A 17,864-nucleotide genomic window follows, 5' to 3' on the forward strand; every position below is an offset into this window, starting at 1 on the left:
CTTAGTTTTTATCCCCGACTTCTGGCAAAGGAGGTATGACGCTTGCAGGAGGAAGTCACTCAAAAGACCATCGCATTATCCATGAAAACCGGGAAGCTGACGGCCCAAGTGCTGCAAATGGCCCTGAAAAAGTTTTTGGAGGCCCAGAAGCACGGCCCCAAGCTCCATCAGGGCCAGCAGAGCCTAAAGCAGTTGAAGCAGCACGGGGCGGCGCTGTCCAACATTGAGATTACCGACGCCAACATCGCCGCATTCAAGCCCTGCGCCAAGAAATACGGCGTGGACTTCGCCTTGCGGAAAGACAAGACCACCCAGCCGCCCCACTACATCGTGATCTTCAAGAGCCGGGACGCGGACAATCTGGAACAGGCTTTCAAGGAGTTCACCGCCAAGAAGCTGTCGCAGGAGGCCAAGCCCTCCATCCGCAAGGCGCTGTCCGTCCTGCGGGAAGCGGCTGGCCGGAGTGTCCAGCGGGCCAAGGAGAAGATCAGGGAAAGGGGGATGGAGCTGTGAAGCCGGATGTAAAGAAAATCATCATCACCAACCTGCCCTATCTGCTGTTCGTGTGGCTGTTCGGCAAGGTGGGTGAGGCGTGGCGGCGGGCGGCGGGGGCGGACGCCTCCCAAAAGATGCTCCACTTCATGGACAGCCTGGCGGCGGCGTTCGCCAACGGCCTGCCCAGCTTCCACCCCTTTGACCTGTGCATCGGCATCGGGGGCGCTGTGCTGGTGCGGCTGGCGGTGTACCTGAAAGGCAAGAATGCCAAGAAATACCGCCACGGGATGGAATATGGTTCGGCCAGATGGGGCGGGCCAAAAGACATAGCGCCGTATATCGCCCCCGTGTTTGAAAACAACATCCTGCTCACGCAGACCGAACGGCTGACGATGAACGGCAGGCCCAAAGACCCCAAGACCGCCCGGAACAAGAATGTGCTGGTGATCGGCGGGAGCGGCAGCGGCAAGACGAGATTTTTTGTCAAGCCCAACCTGATGCAAATGCACAGTAGCTATTGCATCACTGACCCAAAAGGCAGCCTCTTGATTGAGGTGGGACAGCTCCTAAAACGGGGCGGATATAGGATAAAAGTGCTGAATACCATCAATTTTTCCAAGTCCATGCGGTATAACCCGTTTGCCTATCTGCACAGCGAAAAGGACATCTTGAAGCTGGTAAATACCATCATCGCCAACACCAAGGGCGACGGCGATAAATCCGCAGAGGATTTTTGGGTGAAGTCCGAACGGCTATTTTACACCGCCCTGATCGGCTACATCTGGTACGAGGCCCCGGAGAACGAAAAGAATTTCACCACCCTGCTTGAAATGATAAATGCCAGCGAAGTGAGGGAGGACGACGCCGAATTTCAAAGCCCCGTGGATGAAATGTTCGCCCGGCTTGCGGAAAAGGAGCCGGAGCATTTCGCCGTCCGGCAATATCAAAAATTTCTGCTTTCCGCTGGCAAAACACGGAGTTCTATCCTTATTTCCTGCGGGGCGAGATTAGCGCCCTTTGACATCCGGGAAGTCCGTGAGCTGATGGAAACCGACGAAATGGAGCTGGACACCCTGGGCGACCGCAAAACGGCGCTGTTCCTGATTATGAGCGACACAGACACGACATTCAATTTCATACTGGCGATGCTGCAAAGCCAGCTTATCAATCTGCTGTGCGACCGGGCCGATGATGTGTACGGTGGGAGGCTTCCTGTCCATGTGCGTCTGATACTGGACGAGTTCGCCAACATCGGGCAGATACCCAACTTTGACAAGCTGATCGCCACCATCCGAAGCCGGGAAATCTCGGTTTCTATTATTTTGCAAAGTCAATCGCAGTTGAAAAGCATCTACAAGGACGCCGCTGACATCATCAGCGACAACTGCGACTGTACTTTATTTTTGAGCGGGCGGGGGAAAAACGCCAAGGAAATCTCCGACGCGCTGGGCCGGGAAACCATTGACAGCTATAACACGTCGGAGAACCGGGGCAGCCAGACCTCCCACGGACTGAATTATCAAAAATTGGGAAAGGAGTTGATGAGCCAGGACGAAATCGCCGTGATGGACGGCGGAAAGTGTATTTTGCAGGTGCGGGGTGTGCGTCCCTTTTTCAGCGAGAAATACGACATCACCCGGCATCCGCAGTACAAATACCTCTCCGACGCCGACAAAAAGAACGCTTTTGACGTGGACGGGTATCTTGCCACCATGCGCCGCAGGCAGCGGCAGGTGGTGATGCAGGAGGAAGTCTTTGACTTCTACGAAATCGACCTGTCGGACGAAGAAGAAACCGGCGAAGCCGACGCCGCCGAGGAATGAGGCGGCAAATCCAACAACAACATTTTTGAAATTATGGAGGTAAATTTATGGAGTTTTTTAACAGCGCGGTCGAAGTTTTGCAGACCCTCGTTGTCGCCCTGGGCGGCGGCCTGTGCGTGTGGGGCGGCATCAATCTCCTGGAGGGCTACGGGCAGGACAACCCCGGTTCCAAATCGCAGGGCGTCAAGCAGCTTGTCGCCGGGGGAGGCGTGGCCCTGATCGGCATTACCCTGGTTCCCCTGTTGTCCGGCTTGCTGGGCTGATGTTCCCCGCTAAATCCCCTCGCGGCCTCCCGCCCCAAGCGGGGGCCGCGGGAAAGGAGGTGCTTGACCCATGATACTTGACTGGCTGGAAGAATGGTTCAAGGGTGTGCTGATTGACGGCATCACCAGCAACCTCACCGGCCTTTTCGACACGGTGAATACCAAAGTGGGAGAGATCGCCGCCGATGTGGGGGCCACGCCGCAGGGCTGGAACAGCGGCATTTTCAATATGCTCCGCAACCTGTCGGAAACGGTGATTGTCCCCATCGCCGGGGCTATCCTCGCCCTTATCATGTGCTATGAACTGATACAGTTGATCGCGGAGCGGAACAGTATGCACGACATGGACAGTTGGATGCTGTTCCGCTGGGTGTTCAAATCCGCTGCCGCTATCATTCTCGTGTCCAATACCTGGAACATCGTCATGGGCGTGTTCGACCTGACCCAAAGCGTCGTCAATCAGAGCGCCGGGGTGATTATCGGCAATACCAGCATTGACATTACCAGCGTTGTCACCGACCTGGACACCCGGCTTTCGGCTATGGACATCGGCGGTCTGCTGGGGCTGTGGTTCCAGTCCCTTTTCGTGGGGCTGACGATGAATATTCTCTCCATCTGCATCATGCTCGTGGTCTACGGGAGAATGATTGAAATATATCTCGTGACCTCGCTGGGGCCTATCCCCCTCGCCACCATCGGCAACAGCGAATGGCGGGGCATGGGGCAGGGCTACTTGAAATCCCTGTTCGCCCTGGGCTTCCAAGCGTTCCTGATTATGGTGGTGACGGGCATCTACGCCGTCCTGGTACAGAATATCGCCCTCTCCGACGACGTTTCCGGGGCGATATGGGGCTGTATGGGCTATACGGTGCTGCTGTGTTTCTGCCTGTTCAAGACCGGGAGCATCGCCAAGGCCGTGTTCGCCGCCCATTAAGATTGTTCTGCTATTTTTTCTTCTAAGGTGCGGAGCAATTTAAGAAATTCAATCATAATCGGGATTTCAAAAGGATATATTATTCCTGAAAAACGACCTAGAAAAAAGCAGTAGAAAGTGGTAAAATAGAGAGTATGGAATACATAGATTTACGAAAACTGAAAAGTGGAGAACTCAAGCAGATACGCCGGCAGGTCGTACGCCTCAAAAAGATGGGGAAAACCGGGAAAGAAATAGAGGAATTAACCGGAGTACGGCAGAGTCGCGCCAGCGAAATATGGACGGCATATAAGCGAGAGGGAGACAAAGCGCTGGAACCGAAGAAACACGGATTCCAGAAGGGGACGCATCTGCTTCTGACACCGGAGGAGCAGGCGGAAATACGGGAAACGATTGTTACCCGCCGCCCAGAGGAATTCGGCATTCCTGGGAGTCTGTGGACGCTGAAGAAAGTGTGTGCATACGTCTGGAAAAGGTATCGGAAAAAGATCTCGGACGGCAGTGTGTCGGATTATATGCGGCGCTGGGGCTTGACGTGCCAGCGTCCGGTCAAGCGTGCCCGGAAACAGAATCCTTCCCGTATCTAAAGGTGGCGGGAGGAAGAATATCCGGCCATCGACCAGCGGGCCAAGGCAGAAAATGCCGTGATTTACTGGGGAGACGAGACTGGAATCGACAACTGCTCGAACTGTGAGCGCGGGTTTGCACCCAAAGGACAGCCTCCTGTTCTGTCGGTGGAAACGAAAAGAGAGAGGCTGAATATGCTTTCCGCCCTGAGCAGGCAGGGGGACGTTCGCTTTATGATGTACGAGGATTCCATGAACCAGCAGCGCCTGATCCAATTTATGGACCGGTTGATTCGGACCTCCAACCAAAAGGTTTTCCTGATTTTGGACAACTTAAAGGTGCACCACGGGAAGAAAGCCGCAGCCTGGCTGGACAAGCATCGGGATAAAATCGAGCTGTTCTTTCTGCCGCCCTATGCTCCCGAGAGCAATCCGGACGAATATCTCAATCACGCGCTGAAACTTTCGGTCCATTCTGGCGACTTACCTCGGACCATATACGATATCCGCCATAAAACTACTTCCTTCATGCGAACATTACAACATTCTCCTGATAAGGTCTCCGCTTTCTTTCAACATAATCAGATTTCCTATATTCTTGTTCGGGGGTAATAGTTCAGGTTCGTCCATAGGAAGTTTAATCTTTAAGAGCATTTCATGTATACTTTTGAGTTCTTCCAGTGACAAATTGTTCTGTTGGATATATCCCGAAACTTTTTGCGTTAAATCCGTAAGGCCAGAAATATTTCCGTACCGAATTTGATCCATTCTGTTAATGTACTGATCTGTTCTTGGCATCGAGTTCTGCCAACTAAGTATTTGCTTTTGGCTTTCTAACTCGGCGCTAATCTTTGCTAAGATTTGGGAAGTGTCAGCATCTTTTTCTTTCAAACTCTTTTCAAGTTCTAAGCGTATGTCACGCTCTGTTTTCTTACTGCTTCGATAGCTTATGATCGCTACAATTATCGGAGTAGCAATAACGAGAATATCTTTTATCACAGTAATATAGATTTCCATGCTTTTTCTCCTTGTTCCTAATTTGAATGGTGTCTTGGAACGATTATACCACAAAGCAGCACTGAAATCTATATTTCTTGCCATTGTAAAGGAGGCTTGATATTTGAGGCAGTTTACATTAGCATCACTCTTTGACGGCATAGGGGGCTTTCCCTACGCCGCTTCTTTTTACAATATCACGTCCCTGTGGGCAAGCGAGATCGTCCCGGCCTGCGTGTCGGTGACGCGGAAGCACTTCCCGAACATGGCCCACGCCGGGGACGTGACCCAGCTCCACGGCGGAAAACTCCCGCCTGTGGACATCGTGACATTCGGCAGCCCGTGTCAGGGGCTTTCGATGGCGGGCCAGCGCCGGGGGCTGGCGGACGAGCGCAGCGGCCTTTTCATGGAGGCCATACGGATAATTGATGAAATGAGGGAGGCGACACATGGCGAATATCCAAGGTTCGCGCTGTTCGAGAACGTCCCCGGCGCTTTGTCGTCCGCAGGAGGACGTGATTTTGCGGCTGTGCTGCAAGCGTTCACAATGGGCAAAATTCCAATGCCTTATTCTGGACGGTGGGCAAACGCCGGGATGGTACGAGGCGGAGGCGTTGATCTCGCTTGGTGCGTGTACGACGCCCAATATTTCGGCACAGCACAGCGGCGCAGGCGCCTGTTTCTTGTCTGCGATTTTGCAGGAAAATGTGCCGGAGAAATACTCTTTGTCCCCAAAAGCCTGCGCGGGTATTTTGAGGCGGGCGGAACGCCGCGGCAAGGACTTGCCGCCTTTGCTGAAAGCGGCCCTGATACAGCAGGCCGGGCCGTTGATATTCTGAACGACCAAGGCGGGGCGTCGCTGACAGTGGAGCGTTCCGGCATATCCCCCACCCTCCGCAGCCAGACCCACGGCAATCTGCCAGTGGTGGCCGCTGGCTTTGACTTACAGGAGATCACCAGCAAGACCAACCGCTCCACCCTGCGGCCCGTCCAGCCTACCCTATGCGAAACGGGACAGCCCCATGTGCTGACGATGGCAACGGGGCAGGCCAACGCGGAAGTGCTGGCGGACATCGCCCCCACCCTCAACTGCAACCATGAACAGCCCCTTTTGGTACATCCGCAGATCGCCGGGACGCTGTGCGCCTCCGGCGCTGGCCTCTCCCGGCCCGCTGGCATGGGGAGCGAAACCGACTTCTGTATCACCAGCTACGCCGACCTGATCGTGCGCCGCCTGACACCCCTGGAATGTGAGCGTTTGCAGAGCTTCCCGGACTTCTGGACGGAGCAGGGCGGCGGGCGGAGTATCAGCGACACCAGCCGCTACCAAATGCTGGGAAATTCTATCGCCGTCCCCTGCGTGGCCTACATCATGCAGGGCATCTATCACGCTCTGGAAAGGAGGAATTGACCCTATGGCCTATGTGTCCGTCCCCAAGGACTTGACCCATGTAAAAAGCAAGATGCTGTTCGGCCTGACGAAACGGCAGATCGTATGCTTCGGCGCGGCGCTCCTGATGGGCTTGCCGCTCTTTTTTATGCTCCGGGGCAGCGTCCCCACCAGCGCCGCCGCCCTGGTGATGATCTTCGCCATGCTCCCTGGCCTGCTGTTCGGGCTGTGCGAGAAGCACGGCCAGCCGTTGGAGGTGGTGATCGGGCAGATCATCCGCAACCGCTTCACCATGCCCAAGGCGCGGCCCTATCAGACCAATAACCTTTACGCCGTGTTGGAGCGGCAGCGTCAAATGGAAATGGAGGTGAAAGCGGTTGTCCAGAAAGCAAAACGGCGGCAGGCCGGTAAAGCTGTCCCGCGCCGAAAAGCGGGAGATACAAGCCATTATCAGAAAGTATAAGGGCGACGGCAAGCCCCATACCGCCCAAGAGAGCATCCCCTATGAGGTCATGTATCAGGACGGCGTTTGCAGGCTGAACCAGCGTTCTTTCTCCAAGTGCATCGGGTTCTCCGATACCAATTACCAGCTTGCCCAGCCGGACGACCGCACGGCCACCTTTGAATACCTGTGCGACCTCTATAACTATGTGGACGCCTCCATCCATGTCCAGTTCTCCTTTGTCAACCGCAGGACAGACCCGGCGCAGTACGCCCGCAGCTTCGAGATCGCCCCGCAGGGGGACGACTTCGACGACATCCGGGCCGAGTACACCGGCATCTTACAGCGGCAGTTGACAAGGGGCAACAACGGCATCGTCAAGACCAAGTACCTGACGTTCACCGTTGAGGCGGACACTCTGAAAGCGGCGCGGGCGAGGCTGGAACGCATTGAAACCGACCTGCTGGGCTATTTCAAGATGATGGGAGCCGCCGCCCATGTGCTGGACGGGGCCGAACGGCTGGAAGTGCTGCACGGCGTTTTCCACCCGGACGGCGAATTGTTCCGCTTCGACTGGAAGTGGCTTCCCACAGCGGGGCTGTCCACCAAGGACTTCATCGCTCCGTCCTCTCTCCGCTTCGGGAACAGCCGGGTATTCGGCATCAGCGGCAAGTACGGGGCGGTGAGCTTCCTGCAAATCCTGGCCCCGGAGCTGTCCGATGAAATGCTGGCGGATTTCCTCAACACGGAAAACGGCATCGTCGTCAACCTCCATGTGCAGGCCATTGAGCAGACCGAGGCCATCAAGCGGGTCAAGCGGAAGATCACCGACCTGGACGCCATGAAGATACAGGAGCAGAAAAAGGCGGTGCGCTCCGGCTACGACATGGACATCCTGCCCTCCGACCTCGCCATCTACGGCACAGACGCAAAACAGCTTCTTTCCAAGCTGCAAACCCGGAACGAGCGCCTTTTCATGGTGACGTTCCTTGTCCTGAACATGGCCGACACCCAGCGGAAGTTGAGCAACGAGGTATTCCGGGCCGCTGGCGTGGCGCAGAAGTATAACTGCGCCCTGGTGCGGCTGGACGACCAGCAGGAGCAGGGCCTAATGGCCTCCCTCCCCCTGGGGCAGAACCATATCAACATCCAGCGGGGCCTTACCACGTCCAGCGCCGCCATCTTCGTCCCGTTCGTCACGCAGGAGCTCTTTCAGGGCGGCGGGGCCATGTACTACGGCGTCAACGCCAAGACCCACAACATGATAATGCTGGACAGAAAACTTGCACGTTGTCCTAACGGGCTAAAGCTGGGTACGCCGGGAAGCGGCAAGTCCATGTCCTGCAAGTCCGAGATCGTCAGCGTGTTCCTTACCACCCCGGACGATATTTTTGTCTGCGACCCGGAGGCCGAGTATTTTCCCCTGGTACAGCGGCTTCACGGGCAGGTTATCAAGCTGTCCCCCACCAGCAAGGACTATGTGAACCCGCTGGACATCAACCTGAATTACAGCGAGGACGAAAACCCGCTGGCGCTGAAAAGCGACTTCGTGCTGTCGTTCTGCGAGCTGGTGATGGGCGGCAAGAACGGTTTGGAGCCTATCGAAAAGACGGTGATCGACCGGGCCGTGCAGGTGATCTACCGGCCCTACCTGGCAGACCCCTCCCCGGAGAAAATGCCCGTCCTCTCCGACCTCCACGCCGCCCTGACCGCCCAGCACATCCCGGAGGCCGACCGGGTGGCGCAGGCCCTTGACCTCTATGTGTCCGGCAGCCTCAACGTCTTTAACCACCGTACCAATGTGGACATTGAAAACCGGCTTGTGTGCTTCGACATCAAGGATTTGGGGAAACAGCTCAAAAAGCTGGGGATGCTCATTGTCCAAGATCAGATTTGGGGCCGTGTCACCGCCAACCGCAGGGAGGGCCGCGCCACCTGGTACTTTGCCGACGAGTTCCATTTGCTTCTGAAAGAGGAACAGACGGCGGCGTATTCCGCTGAAATCTGGAAGCGTTTTCGTAAATGGGGCGGTATTCCGACCGGGGCCACGCAGAACGTGAAAGACCTGCTTTCCTCCCCGGAGATCGAAAATATCCTGGAAAACAGCGACTTCATTACCCTGCTCAATCAGGCCAGCGGCGACCGCAAGATTTTGGCCGAGCGGCTGAATTTGTCCCCCGACCACCAGAAATACATCGACAACTCCGAGCCGGGGGCCGGGCTTCTGATCTTCGAGAACGTGATCTTACCCTTTACCAACCCTATCCCCGGCAATACCGAGCTGTATAAAATTATGACGACCCGGCTTTCCGAGGTGGTGGAGGGCGGCGCATGAGTGAGGCCGTCTACACCCGGCAGGATTTGAACATCATGCAGGCGTGGCCTCTGACGCGGAAAATCCAAGTGACACAGGCAAAAATTTTAGAGTGGTATCACCACTACGGCGGCAAAGTATCTGTATCATTTTCCGGGGGCAAGGACAGCACGGTACTTTTAGACCTGGCACGGCGGGCGTTACTACGTCAATCTCCCCGACATCCATACCGTGGCGGCGCTGGGGGACTACTACCTGAACCGTTCCGGGATGGTGGATATGCCGGACGAGTGGAAACCCGCCATCGACACGGCCGCGCTGGGAAAGCACATCGCCGGGCTGGAACAGGGGGCCTTTACCGAATACGGCTATATCGTCAAAAGCGGCGACCAGTGGCGGCAGGTCTATGAGGGCCAGATCATCCCGGAGGAATACCGGGTGCTGTCCTTTCCGCCCCCGCAGGTGGAGCGGGACGAGGCCAGCCGTCCCCAGCGGGAGCAGACTGCCCCCGCCTCCCAGCCCGTCATTCCCATTGTGCTGACCGGCAGGAACAAGGAAGGCCAGCAGCCGAAAGCCCCCACCAAGGATAAATCACAGGATTTGGAGGTGTGACGATTGCGAAAATATGAGGATGTGGACATCATCGCCTCCCTGGGGGCGGTGATGGAACTGAACACCGAGCATTACAAAAGCGATTTCAGCTATGACATTAAAATGTTCATGGAGGCGGCGCGGCATCCCACCGAGGAAAACACCCATCTGCTGTGGCTGTCCCGCCGCTGTGGAACCGAGTGCTTCCGGGAGCGTGACGCCTATCTGAAAGAGAGCCAGGCAAGCCATACCTGGACGTTCCACGCCACTACGGGGGACAGCATTTTGGCCTACGCTGTGGAGATCACCGGCCTGCGGGACGGCAAGGTGATGGGCAATCTCTATGAGCTGGACTACCGCCAGCACGCCGCCAAGCTGGGACAGCAGGCATTTCCCATTCAGGAAGTCAGCCTGAAATTTGAGGACGGAACCGAGGGCCGTTATCCCTATGAGCAGTACAATCACGGCATCTATGGGATGGTGGCGGAGCATGGCAAGGTGGTGAGCAGGCACTATGAGGCGGAGAGCGAGGACGCCTTGCGCGACTTGCTGACCGCCGCCCGCCAAGGCAGGCAGAAAAACCGTGCGGCCACGTTTAAGATCAAGATTGGCCGCAAGCCCTCTATCCGAAAACAGCTTGCCGAGGCCAAGAGCGCCGCCGCCCCGAAAAAGGCCCCGGCCAAAACGAAAAATCAGGAATTGGAGGTAGGATAATGGTACATTTCACGGTTGAGGAAGAAAACCTGGTCTGTGTCTACTACAAGGCCGACCGGCACAGGACGATGGGCCGCATGACCGCCGCCCTCCCCGATATGGACAGGGATATGCAGGCGTTGGCCCGGCAGACGATCAGGAAGTTGGAGGCCATGACGGATGCCGACTTTGAGGAAATGCGCTTTCTCTTTACGGACGAGTAATAGGAAACCGGCGCGGCAGGTTAGGCGCTGACAGGCAGCAGAATGGGTAATACGACCTGCGGGAAAGGTACAGACGCAGCGCGGGTGTACCTTTTCCGCAGGTGCCGCGAGCGGCCCGCCCGCAGGCGGGGCGCTTGCGTAAACGGTAGCCGCTGGGGGTATCAGAAAAGCAGGACGTGGAGCCGTTAGAATGGCCCCGCGTCCTGCTTTATTTTTTTGCCTGTTTTCTACGCATTTAGAACGCCGTTTCAGCGGGTATTTGATAAATCATTCAGCTACCCTACCGACCGGCCCCCGGAAGCCCTGAAAACAGCGGGCTTTTACCCCTCTAAATGCGTAGGCCGATGGTAGGAACCATCCGTTAATTAGGGCTTACTGAAAAAGTCGCATAAGTGATGTATATCGTTGGTTTTAATTGATGAGAGAACAATTTTTGTGCCAATGATTCCAGAATCCGTGTTTTTCAAAAATCAAAATGACCCCAGAATCAGAGGTTTATACGCAGAAATGCCTATTCTGGGGGGCTGCACAAGTACTTCCTGCATGAATATATTGCATAACCAAGCTATGATCTGCATCATTAAAGTATCGTATTGGGGCGCATTTCCTAATTCTGCAAGGCTTTTTTGCATATATATTATAGTTGCCCTGCATATATTCCCCAATTTCGACTTTTTCAGTAGACCCTAATTATACTCTCCGAAAGGCTGCCGATATTTCAGCAACACTCTGAAACCGCTTTTGCTTATCTGCACTTAAGCCTTTTTGAACAAATTCATATAATGTTCTATCTTTGATGCGATCTACATTTGTCCGTCCGGTCATTACATAGAACACAATTCGCGTAAGTGCATAAGTTTCATGTAAAATATTGTACGAATTAAATCCCTCAACCACAAGGGCAGGATCATTGAAATATCCCTTAAATTCTGTATTTACGCTTGTAAACGAGCTATCGGGAATTTTTACAAGGCCAAAATCCGCAATTTTTATTACCACTATATCATCATATTCTTTCACCAGAATATTTTTAGGACTTATATCTCTATGCAAATGCCCTTTAGCATGAATATAGTCAAATGCTCGCAAAATCTGTTGCACTATTCCTCTCCGCTGTTGCATGGACAAAGATGCGTTGTACTTGGAAATATACTCATCTAAAGTATAATCCATATATTCCATAATGTACTCGTTTTTGTCTGAATTGTAACAAAACACTTCAAGGATATAGGGGGATGAAAAATCACGCATTACCTCAAACTCCCTCATAAAACGCGCTAACTCCTTATCATTAAGGTCTTTTTTAGCCCGTTTTACAACAAAATTCCGGTTATAAAATGTATCTCTATATTTGAATACATTTGCGTAAGAACCAGTTCCGATTTGCTTTAGACTGAATGACAGCTCATTTTGGCTATGGGAAACTGTCACACTTGTTAATGGTTTAAAAATTGGAATGGTATAGTACAATTCTACCCGCGCCATATGAGGGGGTATTCGACTTCCGCCGCTGGAGCTCAAAAAGTGCGACACTTTGCTATAAGATCAGAATAATATTCGTCAATTTCAAACGCTAAAGCTGTTTCTTTTAGCACTCCATATAAACTTGAAATAATATCAATAGTTTTGATTAGTTCTCTACTTGGCTCTGCCCAAAAATGTGCCTCATTTTCGCCAGTTGGTAAACGCTCGTTCATTGATCGGAATGATACTACAAGCTCATGGTGTAAAGTGGCAAACATCTCTTGAAGTCGAGCGTGCTTTACAGATTTGTATAAAGCAATATATTCCCCGTTAAGTTGGGTGAATGAAACCAATTCTCGATATTGCGCCTCAATATGATTTTCTATATTCATTGATACACCCCCGCATATCGGCTTGTAAACATTATATCATAAGTTCTGCACCCTTTCTACCCCCATATAAATTTTGAAATACATTTTAGTAACCTGTTTATTTTGACCGATGGTATCTTTTCCTCTGCCGCTCGGCCTCCTGGCGGTGGCGCATTTTCTTGGCGCAGATGGGGCAGTATTTCGCCCGGTTGGACTTCGGCGTGAAGCTGGCCCCGCACTCACAGCACCGTTTCAAATAATCGTGGCCCTTTGTGATCTCGGCGCACAGAACAGCGTCCAGCGGGAGGACAGCCACCCGGAACCAGCGGCACAGCAGGGAGTAGGAAATACTCTGAACGCAGATACATTCCTCCCCATCGTCCAGCAGGAGGCAGTTGCCGCCCACATTGTTGCAGCACTCCCGCGTTAGCCTCCGGGCCTTGCGGTACTGCGGATAGTTCATCTTCGGTATGCTCACAGTTCTTGCTTCCTTTCCTGTTGCCGGGGCGTCACCCGCAAAATCCCGTCCACATTCTGCTTGATGATGCCGTACTCTTTCAGTTCCTTTTTCACTTCGCCGTACCTGGCGTACAGCCGTTCCTTTTCCTCCGACAACCGGGCATACTCCGTTTTCAGAGCAGCCAGATCGGGCAGTTTCGTCACGCCGCTCTCCCGCAAGGCACGGCCCGCCGCCTTGTACAATATCAGGGCGCTTTCATGCTCCTGCCGGAACCGGGCCTTGTCCGCCGCCCGGCGATACTCCACCGCCACGGGCCGGGTCTGCTTGTAGGTGGTGACGTTCTTTATCAGCACGGCCATTTCTCCCAAACGCCGCTCCGCCGTTTTCAGTGCGGCGGCGGCTTCCTCGCTGGCGGCGCTGATCTCCGCCACCCGGCTTTCCAGATCAGGATAAGCGTCGATGCCATGCTCGGTCAGGAAGTTCATGGTCTTTGCCGCCTGCTGTAAATTGTGTATCTTCGCCCACCGCGTATAGCCCGCCGATTGCTGGGCTTTGATGCTGTTCTCAATGTCGATACGCAGGGAAATACCCTTGCGGGCTTTCGGCTTCCGGGTAGCGATGGCCCGGCCCTGGATGCGCTCGGTAATCGCTTCCTCGGTGTAGGCTTCGCCCAGCGTCTTGCACCTGGTAAACCGCTCCTGGCCGGGGGCGCGAAACGACACGAATTTCCCTTGCTTGATTTCATAGCCCTGCCTCTCCATGAGCCGCAGGAAGTCGTCAAAATCCTTGGCCTGGGGGATGGCGGCGTCGATGGCGATTTTCAGCTTCGCTTTCCAGCTCCGGCCCCGCCGCTGGGCGTCCCACTCGGCATAGGACTGGCCCCTGTTCTGGCCCGGCTTCACCACGGACAGCCCTTGTTCCCGGCACAGCCGGTCGCTGGTGCGCCGGATGAAAGAATAGCTTTGCTTGTTGGAAACATACTTCCGGCAGTTCACCATGTCCACGGCGCAGAAAATGATGTGATTATGGACATGGCCCTTGTCGATGTGCGTTGTCAGCACATAGGGGTACTTGCCCTGCAAAACCTCGTCGGCTAGCCGCTTCCCAATCTCGTGGGCCTGCTCCGGCGTGGCCTCGCCGGGAGCAAAGGACTGTATCAGGTGGTGCGCCAGATTGTTGCCTTTCTGGATGGCCTGGGCAAGCAGCATTTCAAATTCTATGTCCGCCGTTTCATAGGAGCAACCAAAGGAGGACACCAGCATTTTCCCGTCCGTCTTGTCCGGGTTCTCGATGTAGTCAAGAGCCTTTTTCAGCGTTGACTTGATAGGATGTATCTTTGTAACTGCCATATCTCCGCCAGCGCCCCCTTGATGTCCTCCATGTCCTGCGCGTACACTGTGCCGGTGCTGTTCACCCTGCGGGCGATCTGATTGACATTAACGCCGATCTTCTGTATCTCCGCCGTCTGCGCCCGGATGTCGCTGGTGTCCACGTTGACGATATAGCCGTCAATGAGCATCTTCCGGGCATAGGCCGAAAAATTGGCCGTATGGAGCAGGGCCATCTTCTGCTGTATCAACGCCTGTTCCTCCGCCGTCACCGGAACACGCAGCACGATCTTCCGCTTCCTGTTCGCCATGCGTCACCTCCGTTCTGCATAAGGGTTTGGGATTATCCCAACAAGCGAAAACGGACACGGCCCGGCAGGGGCCGGGGCGGGCCGTTTTCCGGGAGTGTGGCTACACTCCCTATGAATGAGTTTTAATAGGAACACTGTAATATCAAGGCTTTTCGGAGCCAGCAACCACAAAAAAATATTATTTGAGCTATCACATTACGCAGAAAGCCGTCCGGCATGAAAAAACGGGCGGCTTTTTTGCGTGGATAGCCGGGAGGGAGGCGAAAAAATAGTAACAAAGTTTTAGCGCAAGATTTGTGCAACATTCACGAAATTAAAAAAGGAGGTAACGAATGGCAGACGAAAAATTAAACGTGAGCCCGGAGGAAAATCCCCAGCCCAGCTTGTTCGATACTGGCCCGGCGGATGCTCCTGCCCCGGAAACATCCGCGCCGGAGCCCCCGGCCCCGGAGAACATTCCCGAGCAGGCCGCCGTGGATGCGCCCGCCCAGGATGCCCCGGCTGGGGCTCCCGGCGAGGTGAGTGTATCCGCTGACCAGATTGAAAAGCTCATGGCAGAACAGCGGGCGGCGGAACGTGCGGAAGTGGAAAAGAACGAGCCGCCTGAACCGGAACAGCCGCCTACCCCGGCCCCGGAGGAAAAGGCCGCCGGGGAAAAGGCCCCCGCCCCGGAGGATAAGCCCAAGGGCAGGCGGGGCCGCAAGCCCAAGGAAGAAAAAGCGGAGCCCGGCAAGCCGGGAGGGACGGGGGCCCGCCGTGGCCGCCCGGCCAAGGCTGACAAGGCGGCCACGGACAGGCCCCCGTCCCCACCTCGAGACAAAATGTCCCAAAGCAAGGGCGGAAAGGCCGCCACGGTAAAGGGCAAGGAAGAGGCCCCCGCCGCTCCTGCGCCGGAAGCGCCGCCCCAGCCCCGTGACGCGACCCGCGCCGAAAAGGAAGAGATTGTTTACCTCAACCTCTCGGAGCTGTTCCCGTTCAAAGACCATCCCTTTGGTGTGCGGGACGATGCGGAAATGAAAGGGCTTGTGGAGTCGGTCAAGGACAACGGCGTACATCAGCCCGCGCTGGTGCGTCCCCGCGAGGGCGGCGGCTATGAAATCATCGCGGGCCACCGCCGCCAGCGGGCCAGTGAGCTGGCCGGGTTCGCAAATATGCCTTGTATCGTCCGCAACATGACGGATGGCGAGGCCATCCTTGCGATGACAGACGACAACCTGCGCCACCGGGAAAAGATTCTGCCGATGGAAAAGGCCCAGTCGCTGAAAATGCAGGTGGAGGCCATCAGCCATCAAGGGACGAAGATGGAGGGCGTGACCGCCGGGGACGTTGGAAAACGCTCCACGGAAATCGTGGGGGAGCGGAACGGCATGAACTACAAGCAGGTACAGCGGTATATCCGGCTGACCGAGCTTGTGCCGGAGCTCCAGTCTATGGTGAACGAGAAAAAGCTGTCTTTCACCCCCGCCGTGGAAATCTCGTTCATCAAGCCCAAAAACCAGAGGTTTATCGCCGTTTCCATTGAGGGCGAGCAGGCATCCCCCTCGCTCTCCCAGGCCCAGGAGCTCCGCAAGCTGGATAAGGACGGGAAACTGAACGGCGATGTAATTGACGGCATTTTGAGCCGTGAAAAAAAGGAGGTAGACAAAGTGATTATTTCCGCCGCTGAATTGAACAAGTATTTCGGCAAGGACGCCACGCCCCGGGAAATGAAAGACCAGATTATGTCCCTGCTGGCCGAATGGAAAGAGAAACAGCCCCCGGAGCGCACCGCCCCGGAGAAAAAGACCGACCGGGAAAAGTAAGCCTTGAGACATTTTGTCCCGAGGTTTTTCTTTTTTCCGCGCCCCTCCCCCGCGCCTTGCATGGCGTTCTTTTAGAGAGGGGCTCTGGTGGTATATCCCCCGTCGCCGCCTACTACTGAGCACAGCCGGGAGTGGGCGGTCAAGGGGCGGAACGCCCGCCGCCTGCGGCGGCTTGCCCTTGACGGCCCGCCCCGGCTGTGTCACCCCTCCCGGCGCGGCGGGGGATATATCCTCCAGAGCCGCCCCTTTCCCATGAATGGGAAAGGGCGGGGGGATAGGGCTGAACGACAATTATCAAAATATCGGAGGTAAACGACTATGAAACGACCCCTTGCTTACATCACCGCCGCTTGGTATGGCGGCGACACGGAAAATGCGGAGCTGGCCGCGCAGTACTGCCGGGCGGTCTACGATGCGGGCTTTGCCCCTATCTGCCCGGCCTTGTTCCTGCCCCTTTTCCTCAATGACGCGGTTCCCGAGGAGCACAAGAGCAGCATTGACATTGGCCGCGACCTGCTCCGGCGCTCCCGGGTGCTGGTGGTGTGCGGGCATACCGTCACCGAGTCCATGAAGAACGACATCGCCGTGGCCCAGCGGCTGGGCATCACCGCCACCACCCTTGAGGGCATTTTGACCGTCAAGGGACAGGGCCGCCGCTGACGTGGCCGCGCTGTTCGAGGCGTACATCACCAATCTGGGGAAATACAACGAGGGCGAGCTGGTGGGGGAAACGCTGAAATTCCCCACCAGCCCCCAGGCGGTGGAGGCGCTGTTAAAGAATATCGGCGTGGACGGCATACGCTACGAGGAATTTTTCATCACCAGCTTTGACGGCGATGTGCTGGGGCTCTATGACTATCTGGGCGAGTATGAAAATCTGGACGAGCTGAACCATCTGGCCTGCCTGCTCTCGGAGCTCCCCCAAAGCGAGATTGAAAAATTCGAGGCCGCGCTCCATATGGGGGCGCATACCTCCAGCGTGGCGGACATCATCAACCTTGCGGAAAATCTGGACTGCTTTGAATTTTACCCGGATATTGAAAGCGAGGAAGATTTGGGCCGCTGCTATGCAGAGGACTTGCCGATACCCGCCGAGCTGAAAGACTACTTTGACTATGAGGCATACGGGCGGGACATATCCATCAATGAGGGCGGCCACCTTGCCCCCGGCGGCTATATCGTCCAGACTGGCGATATTAAGGAAGTCTACCACGGGATAGAGGATATTCCCAAGGAGCACAAGGTTTTTGCCCTCCCCCGGCTCTCCATCCGGGAGCAGATGGCTGCCTACAAGGAAGTGATTGACCGTTCCTCTCTGGCGGCTGAACGCAAGCACCCGGAAACAAACCGGGAGGAGCGGTGACTTCGAGACATTTTGTCCCAAAGGCCGGAGGGCC

General features: G+C 55.4%; 21 protein-coding genes and 1 pseudogene. 16 read left to right on the plus strand and 6 right to left on the minus strand.

What is annotated here, in order from left to right; translation table 11 throughout:
* Window positions 1-42 precede the first annotated feature (42 nt).
* From ADH66_RS03480 to ADH66_RS03505, 6 genes and pseudogenes are all read left to right on the plus strand, one after another.
* On the plus strand, window positions 43-513 hold the full coding sequence (locus ADH66_RS03480) for a PcfB family protein (RefSeq protein ID WP_066535635.1): 471 nt from the start codon (window positions 43-45) through the stop codon (window positions 511-513).
* A complete protein-coding gene (locus ADH66_RS03485; protein ID WP_066535632.1) occupies window positions 510-2,318 on the plus strand; it encodes a VirD4-like conjugal transfer protein, CD1115 family in 1,809 nt (602 codons plus the stop codon). The genes ADH66_RS03480 and ADH66_RS03485 overlap by 4 nt, the downstream gene beginning before the upstream one ends.
* 47 nt (window positions 2,319-2,365) lie before the next feature.
* Window positions 2,366-2,581, plus strand: a complete 216-nt coding sequence (locus ADH66_RS03490) for a Maff2 family mobile element protein (protein ID WP_066535631.1) — start codon at window positions 2,366-2,368, stop codon at window positions 2,579-2,581.
* Between the two features lie 70 nt (window positions 2,582-2,651).
* Window positions 2,652-3,515 (plus strand): VirB6/TrbL-like conjugal transfer protein, CD1112 family, encoded by an 864-nt coding sequence (locus ADH66_RS03495; RefSeq protein ID WP_066535629.1) that lies wholly within the window; start codon window positions 2,652-2,654, stop codon window positions 3,513-3,515.
* A 134-nt stretch (window positions 3,516-3,649) separates the two neighbouring features.
* Window positions 3,650-4,102, plus strand: coding sequence for a winged helix-turn-helix domain-containing protein (locus tag ADH66_RS03500; RefSeq protein ID WP_084384191.1), 453 nt, complete (start codon window positions 3,650-3,652; stop codon window positions 4,100-4,102).
* Window positions 4,103-4,123: 21 nt separating this feature from the next.
* Window positions 4,124-4,693 (plus strand): annotated as a pseudogene (locus tag ADH66_RS03505) (IS630 family transposase); the annotation flags it as partial.
* On the opposite strand, the gene ADH66_RS19845 reads toward ADH66_RS03505, so the two are convergent.
* A complete protein-coding gene (locus ADH66_RS19845; protein ID WP_066535626.1) occupies window positions 4,619-5,098 on the minus strand; it encodes a hypothetical protein in 480 nt (159 codons plus the stop codon). The pseudogene ADH66_RS03505 and the gene ADH66_RS19845 overlap by 75 nt on opposite strands.
* 103 nt (window positions 5,099-5,201) lie before the next feature.
* On the opposite strand from ADH66_RS19845, the gene ADH66_RS03510 reads away from it, so the two are divergent.
* The 6 genes from ADH66_RS03510 (at window position 5,202) to ADH66_RS03530 (ending at window position 10,731) form a co-directional block, all read left to right on the plus strand.
* Window positions 5,202-6,488 (plus strand): DNA cytosine methyltransferase, encoded by a 1,287-nt coding sequence (locus tag ADH66_RS03510; RefSeq protein WP_066535624.1) that lies wholly within the window; start codon window positions 5,202-5,204, stop codon window positions 6,486-6,488.
* A 4-nt stretch (window positions 6,489-6,492) separates the two neighbouring features.
* Entirely contained in the window at window positions 6,493-6,930 is a 438-nt protein-coding gene (locus ADH66_RS20315; protein WP_066535622.1) for a PrgI family protein, read from the plus strand.
* On the plus strand, window positions 6,845-9,244 hold the full coding sequence (locus tag ADH66_RS03515) for a VirB4-like conjugal transfer ATPase, CD1110 family (protein WP_066535619.1): 2,400 nt from the start codon (window positions 6,845-6,847) through the stop codon (window positions 9,242-9,244). Before ADH66_RS20315 ends, ADH66_RS03515 begins: the two co-directional genes overlap by 86 nt.
* Window positions 9,245-9,454: 210 nt before the next feature.
* Window positions 9,455-9,835 (plus strand): hypothetical protein, encoded by a 381-nt coding sequence (locus tag ADH66_RS19640; protein WP_066535616.1) that lies wholly within the window; start codon window positions 9,455-9,457, stop codon window positions 9,833-9,835.
* Window positions 9,836-9,838: 3 nt separating this feature from the next.
* Complete coding sequence (locus tag ADH66_RS03525; RefSeq protein WP_084384261.1) at window positions 9,839-10,528, plus strand: hypothetical protein; 690 nt, start codon at window positions 9,839-9,841, stop codon at window positions 10,526-10,528.
* Window positions 10,528-10,731 carry a transposon-transfer assisting family protein gene (locus ADH66_RS03530; protein WP_066535615.1) on the plus strand — a complete coding sequence of 68 codons (204 nt, stop codon included), beginning with the start codon at window positions 10,528-10,530 and terminating at the stop codon, window positions 10,729-10,731. Before ADH66_RS03525 ends, ADH66_RS03530 begins: the two co-directional genes overlap by 1 nt.
* 690 nt (window positions 10,732-11,421) lie before the next feature.
* Here the strand turns inward: ADH66_RS03530 and ADH66_RS03535 are convergent.
* The 5 genes from ADH66_RS03535 to ADH66_RS03550 form a co-directional block, all read right to left on the minus strand.
* Window positions 11,422-12,216, minus strand: coding sequence for a protein kinase family protein (locus tag ADH66_RS03535; RefSeq protein WP_236757174.1), 795 nt, complete (start codon window positions 12,214-12,216; stop codon window positions 11,422-11,424).
* Window positions 12,217-12,248: 32 nt separating this feature from the next.
* On the minus strand, window positions 12,249-12,587 hold the full coding sequence (locus tag ADH66_RS20835) for a hypothetical protein (protein WP_236757175.1): 339 nt from the start codon (window positions 12,585-12,587) through the stop codon (window positions 12,249-12,251).
* A 97-nt stretch (window positions 12,588-12,684) separates the two neighbouring features.
* Window positions 12,685-13,044, minus strand: coding sequence for a cysteine-rich VLP domain-containing protein (locus ADH66_RS03540; protein WP_066535614.1), 360 nt, complete (start codon window positions 13,042-13,044; stop codon window positions 12,685-12,687).
* Window positions 13,041-14,375 (minus strand): relaxase/mobilization nuclease domain-containing protein, encoded by a 1,335-nt coding sequence (locus ADH66_RS03545; RefSeq protein WP_066535610.1) that lies wholly within the window; start codon window positions 14,373-14,375, stop codon window positions 13,041-13,043. The genes ADH66_RS03540 and ADH66_RS03545 overlap by 4 nt, the downstream gene beginning before the upstream one ends.
* Window positions 14,336-14,665 (minus strand): plasmid mobilization protein, encoded by a 330-nt coding sequence (locus ADH66_RS03550; RefSeq protein WP_066535609.1) that lies wholly within the window; start codon window positions 14,663-14,665, stop codon window positions 14,336-14,338. Before ADH66_RS03550 ends, ADH66_RS03545 begins: the two co-directional genes overlap by 40 nt.
* A 332-nt stretch (window positions 14,666-14,997) precedes the next feature.
* Between ADH66_RS03550 and ADH66_RS03555 the strand changes: the two genes are divergently transcribed.
* From ADH66_RS03555 to ADH66_RS03565, 4 genes are all read left to right on the plus strand, one after another.
* Complete coding sequence (locus ADH66_RS03555) at window positions 14,998-16,467, plus strand: ParB/RepB/Spo0J family partition protein (RefSeq protein WP_066535608.1); 1,470 nt, start codon at window positions 14,998-15,000, stop codon at window positions 16,465-16,467.
* Window positions 16,468-16,554: 87 nt separating this feature from the next.
* Entirely contained in the window at window positions 16,555-16,779 is a 225-nt protein-coding gene (locus ADH66_RS19850; RefSeq protein ID WP_157130596.1) for a hypothetical protein, read from the plus strand.
* A 6-nt stretch (window positions 16,780-16,785) separates the two neighbouring features.
* Window positions 16,786-17,127 carry a DUF7768 domain-containing protein gene (locus ADH66_RS03560; RefSeq protein ID WP_016316827.1) on the plus strand — a complete coding sequence of 114 codons (342 nt, stop codon included), beginning with the start codon at window positions 16,786-16,788 and terminating at the stop codon, window positions 17,125-17,127.
* Between the two features lies 1 nt (window position 17,128).
* Window positions 17,129-17,830: an antirestriction protein ArdA gene (locus tag ADH66_RS03565; protein ID WP_066535607.1), complete on the plus strand. Its 702-nt coding sequence runs from the start codon at window positions 17,129-17,131 to the stop codon at window positions 17,828-17,830.
* Window positions 17,831-17,864 lie beyond the last annotated feature (34 nt).

The sequence above is a fragment of the Acutalibacter muris genome (genome assembly GCF_002201475.1).
Classification (GTDB): Bacteria; Bacillota; Clostridia; order Oscillospirales; family Acutalibacteraceae; genus Acutalibacter; species Acutalibacter muris.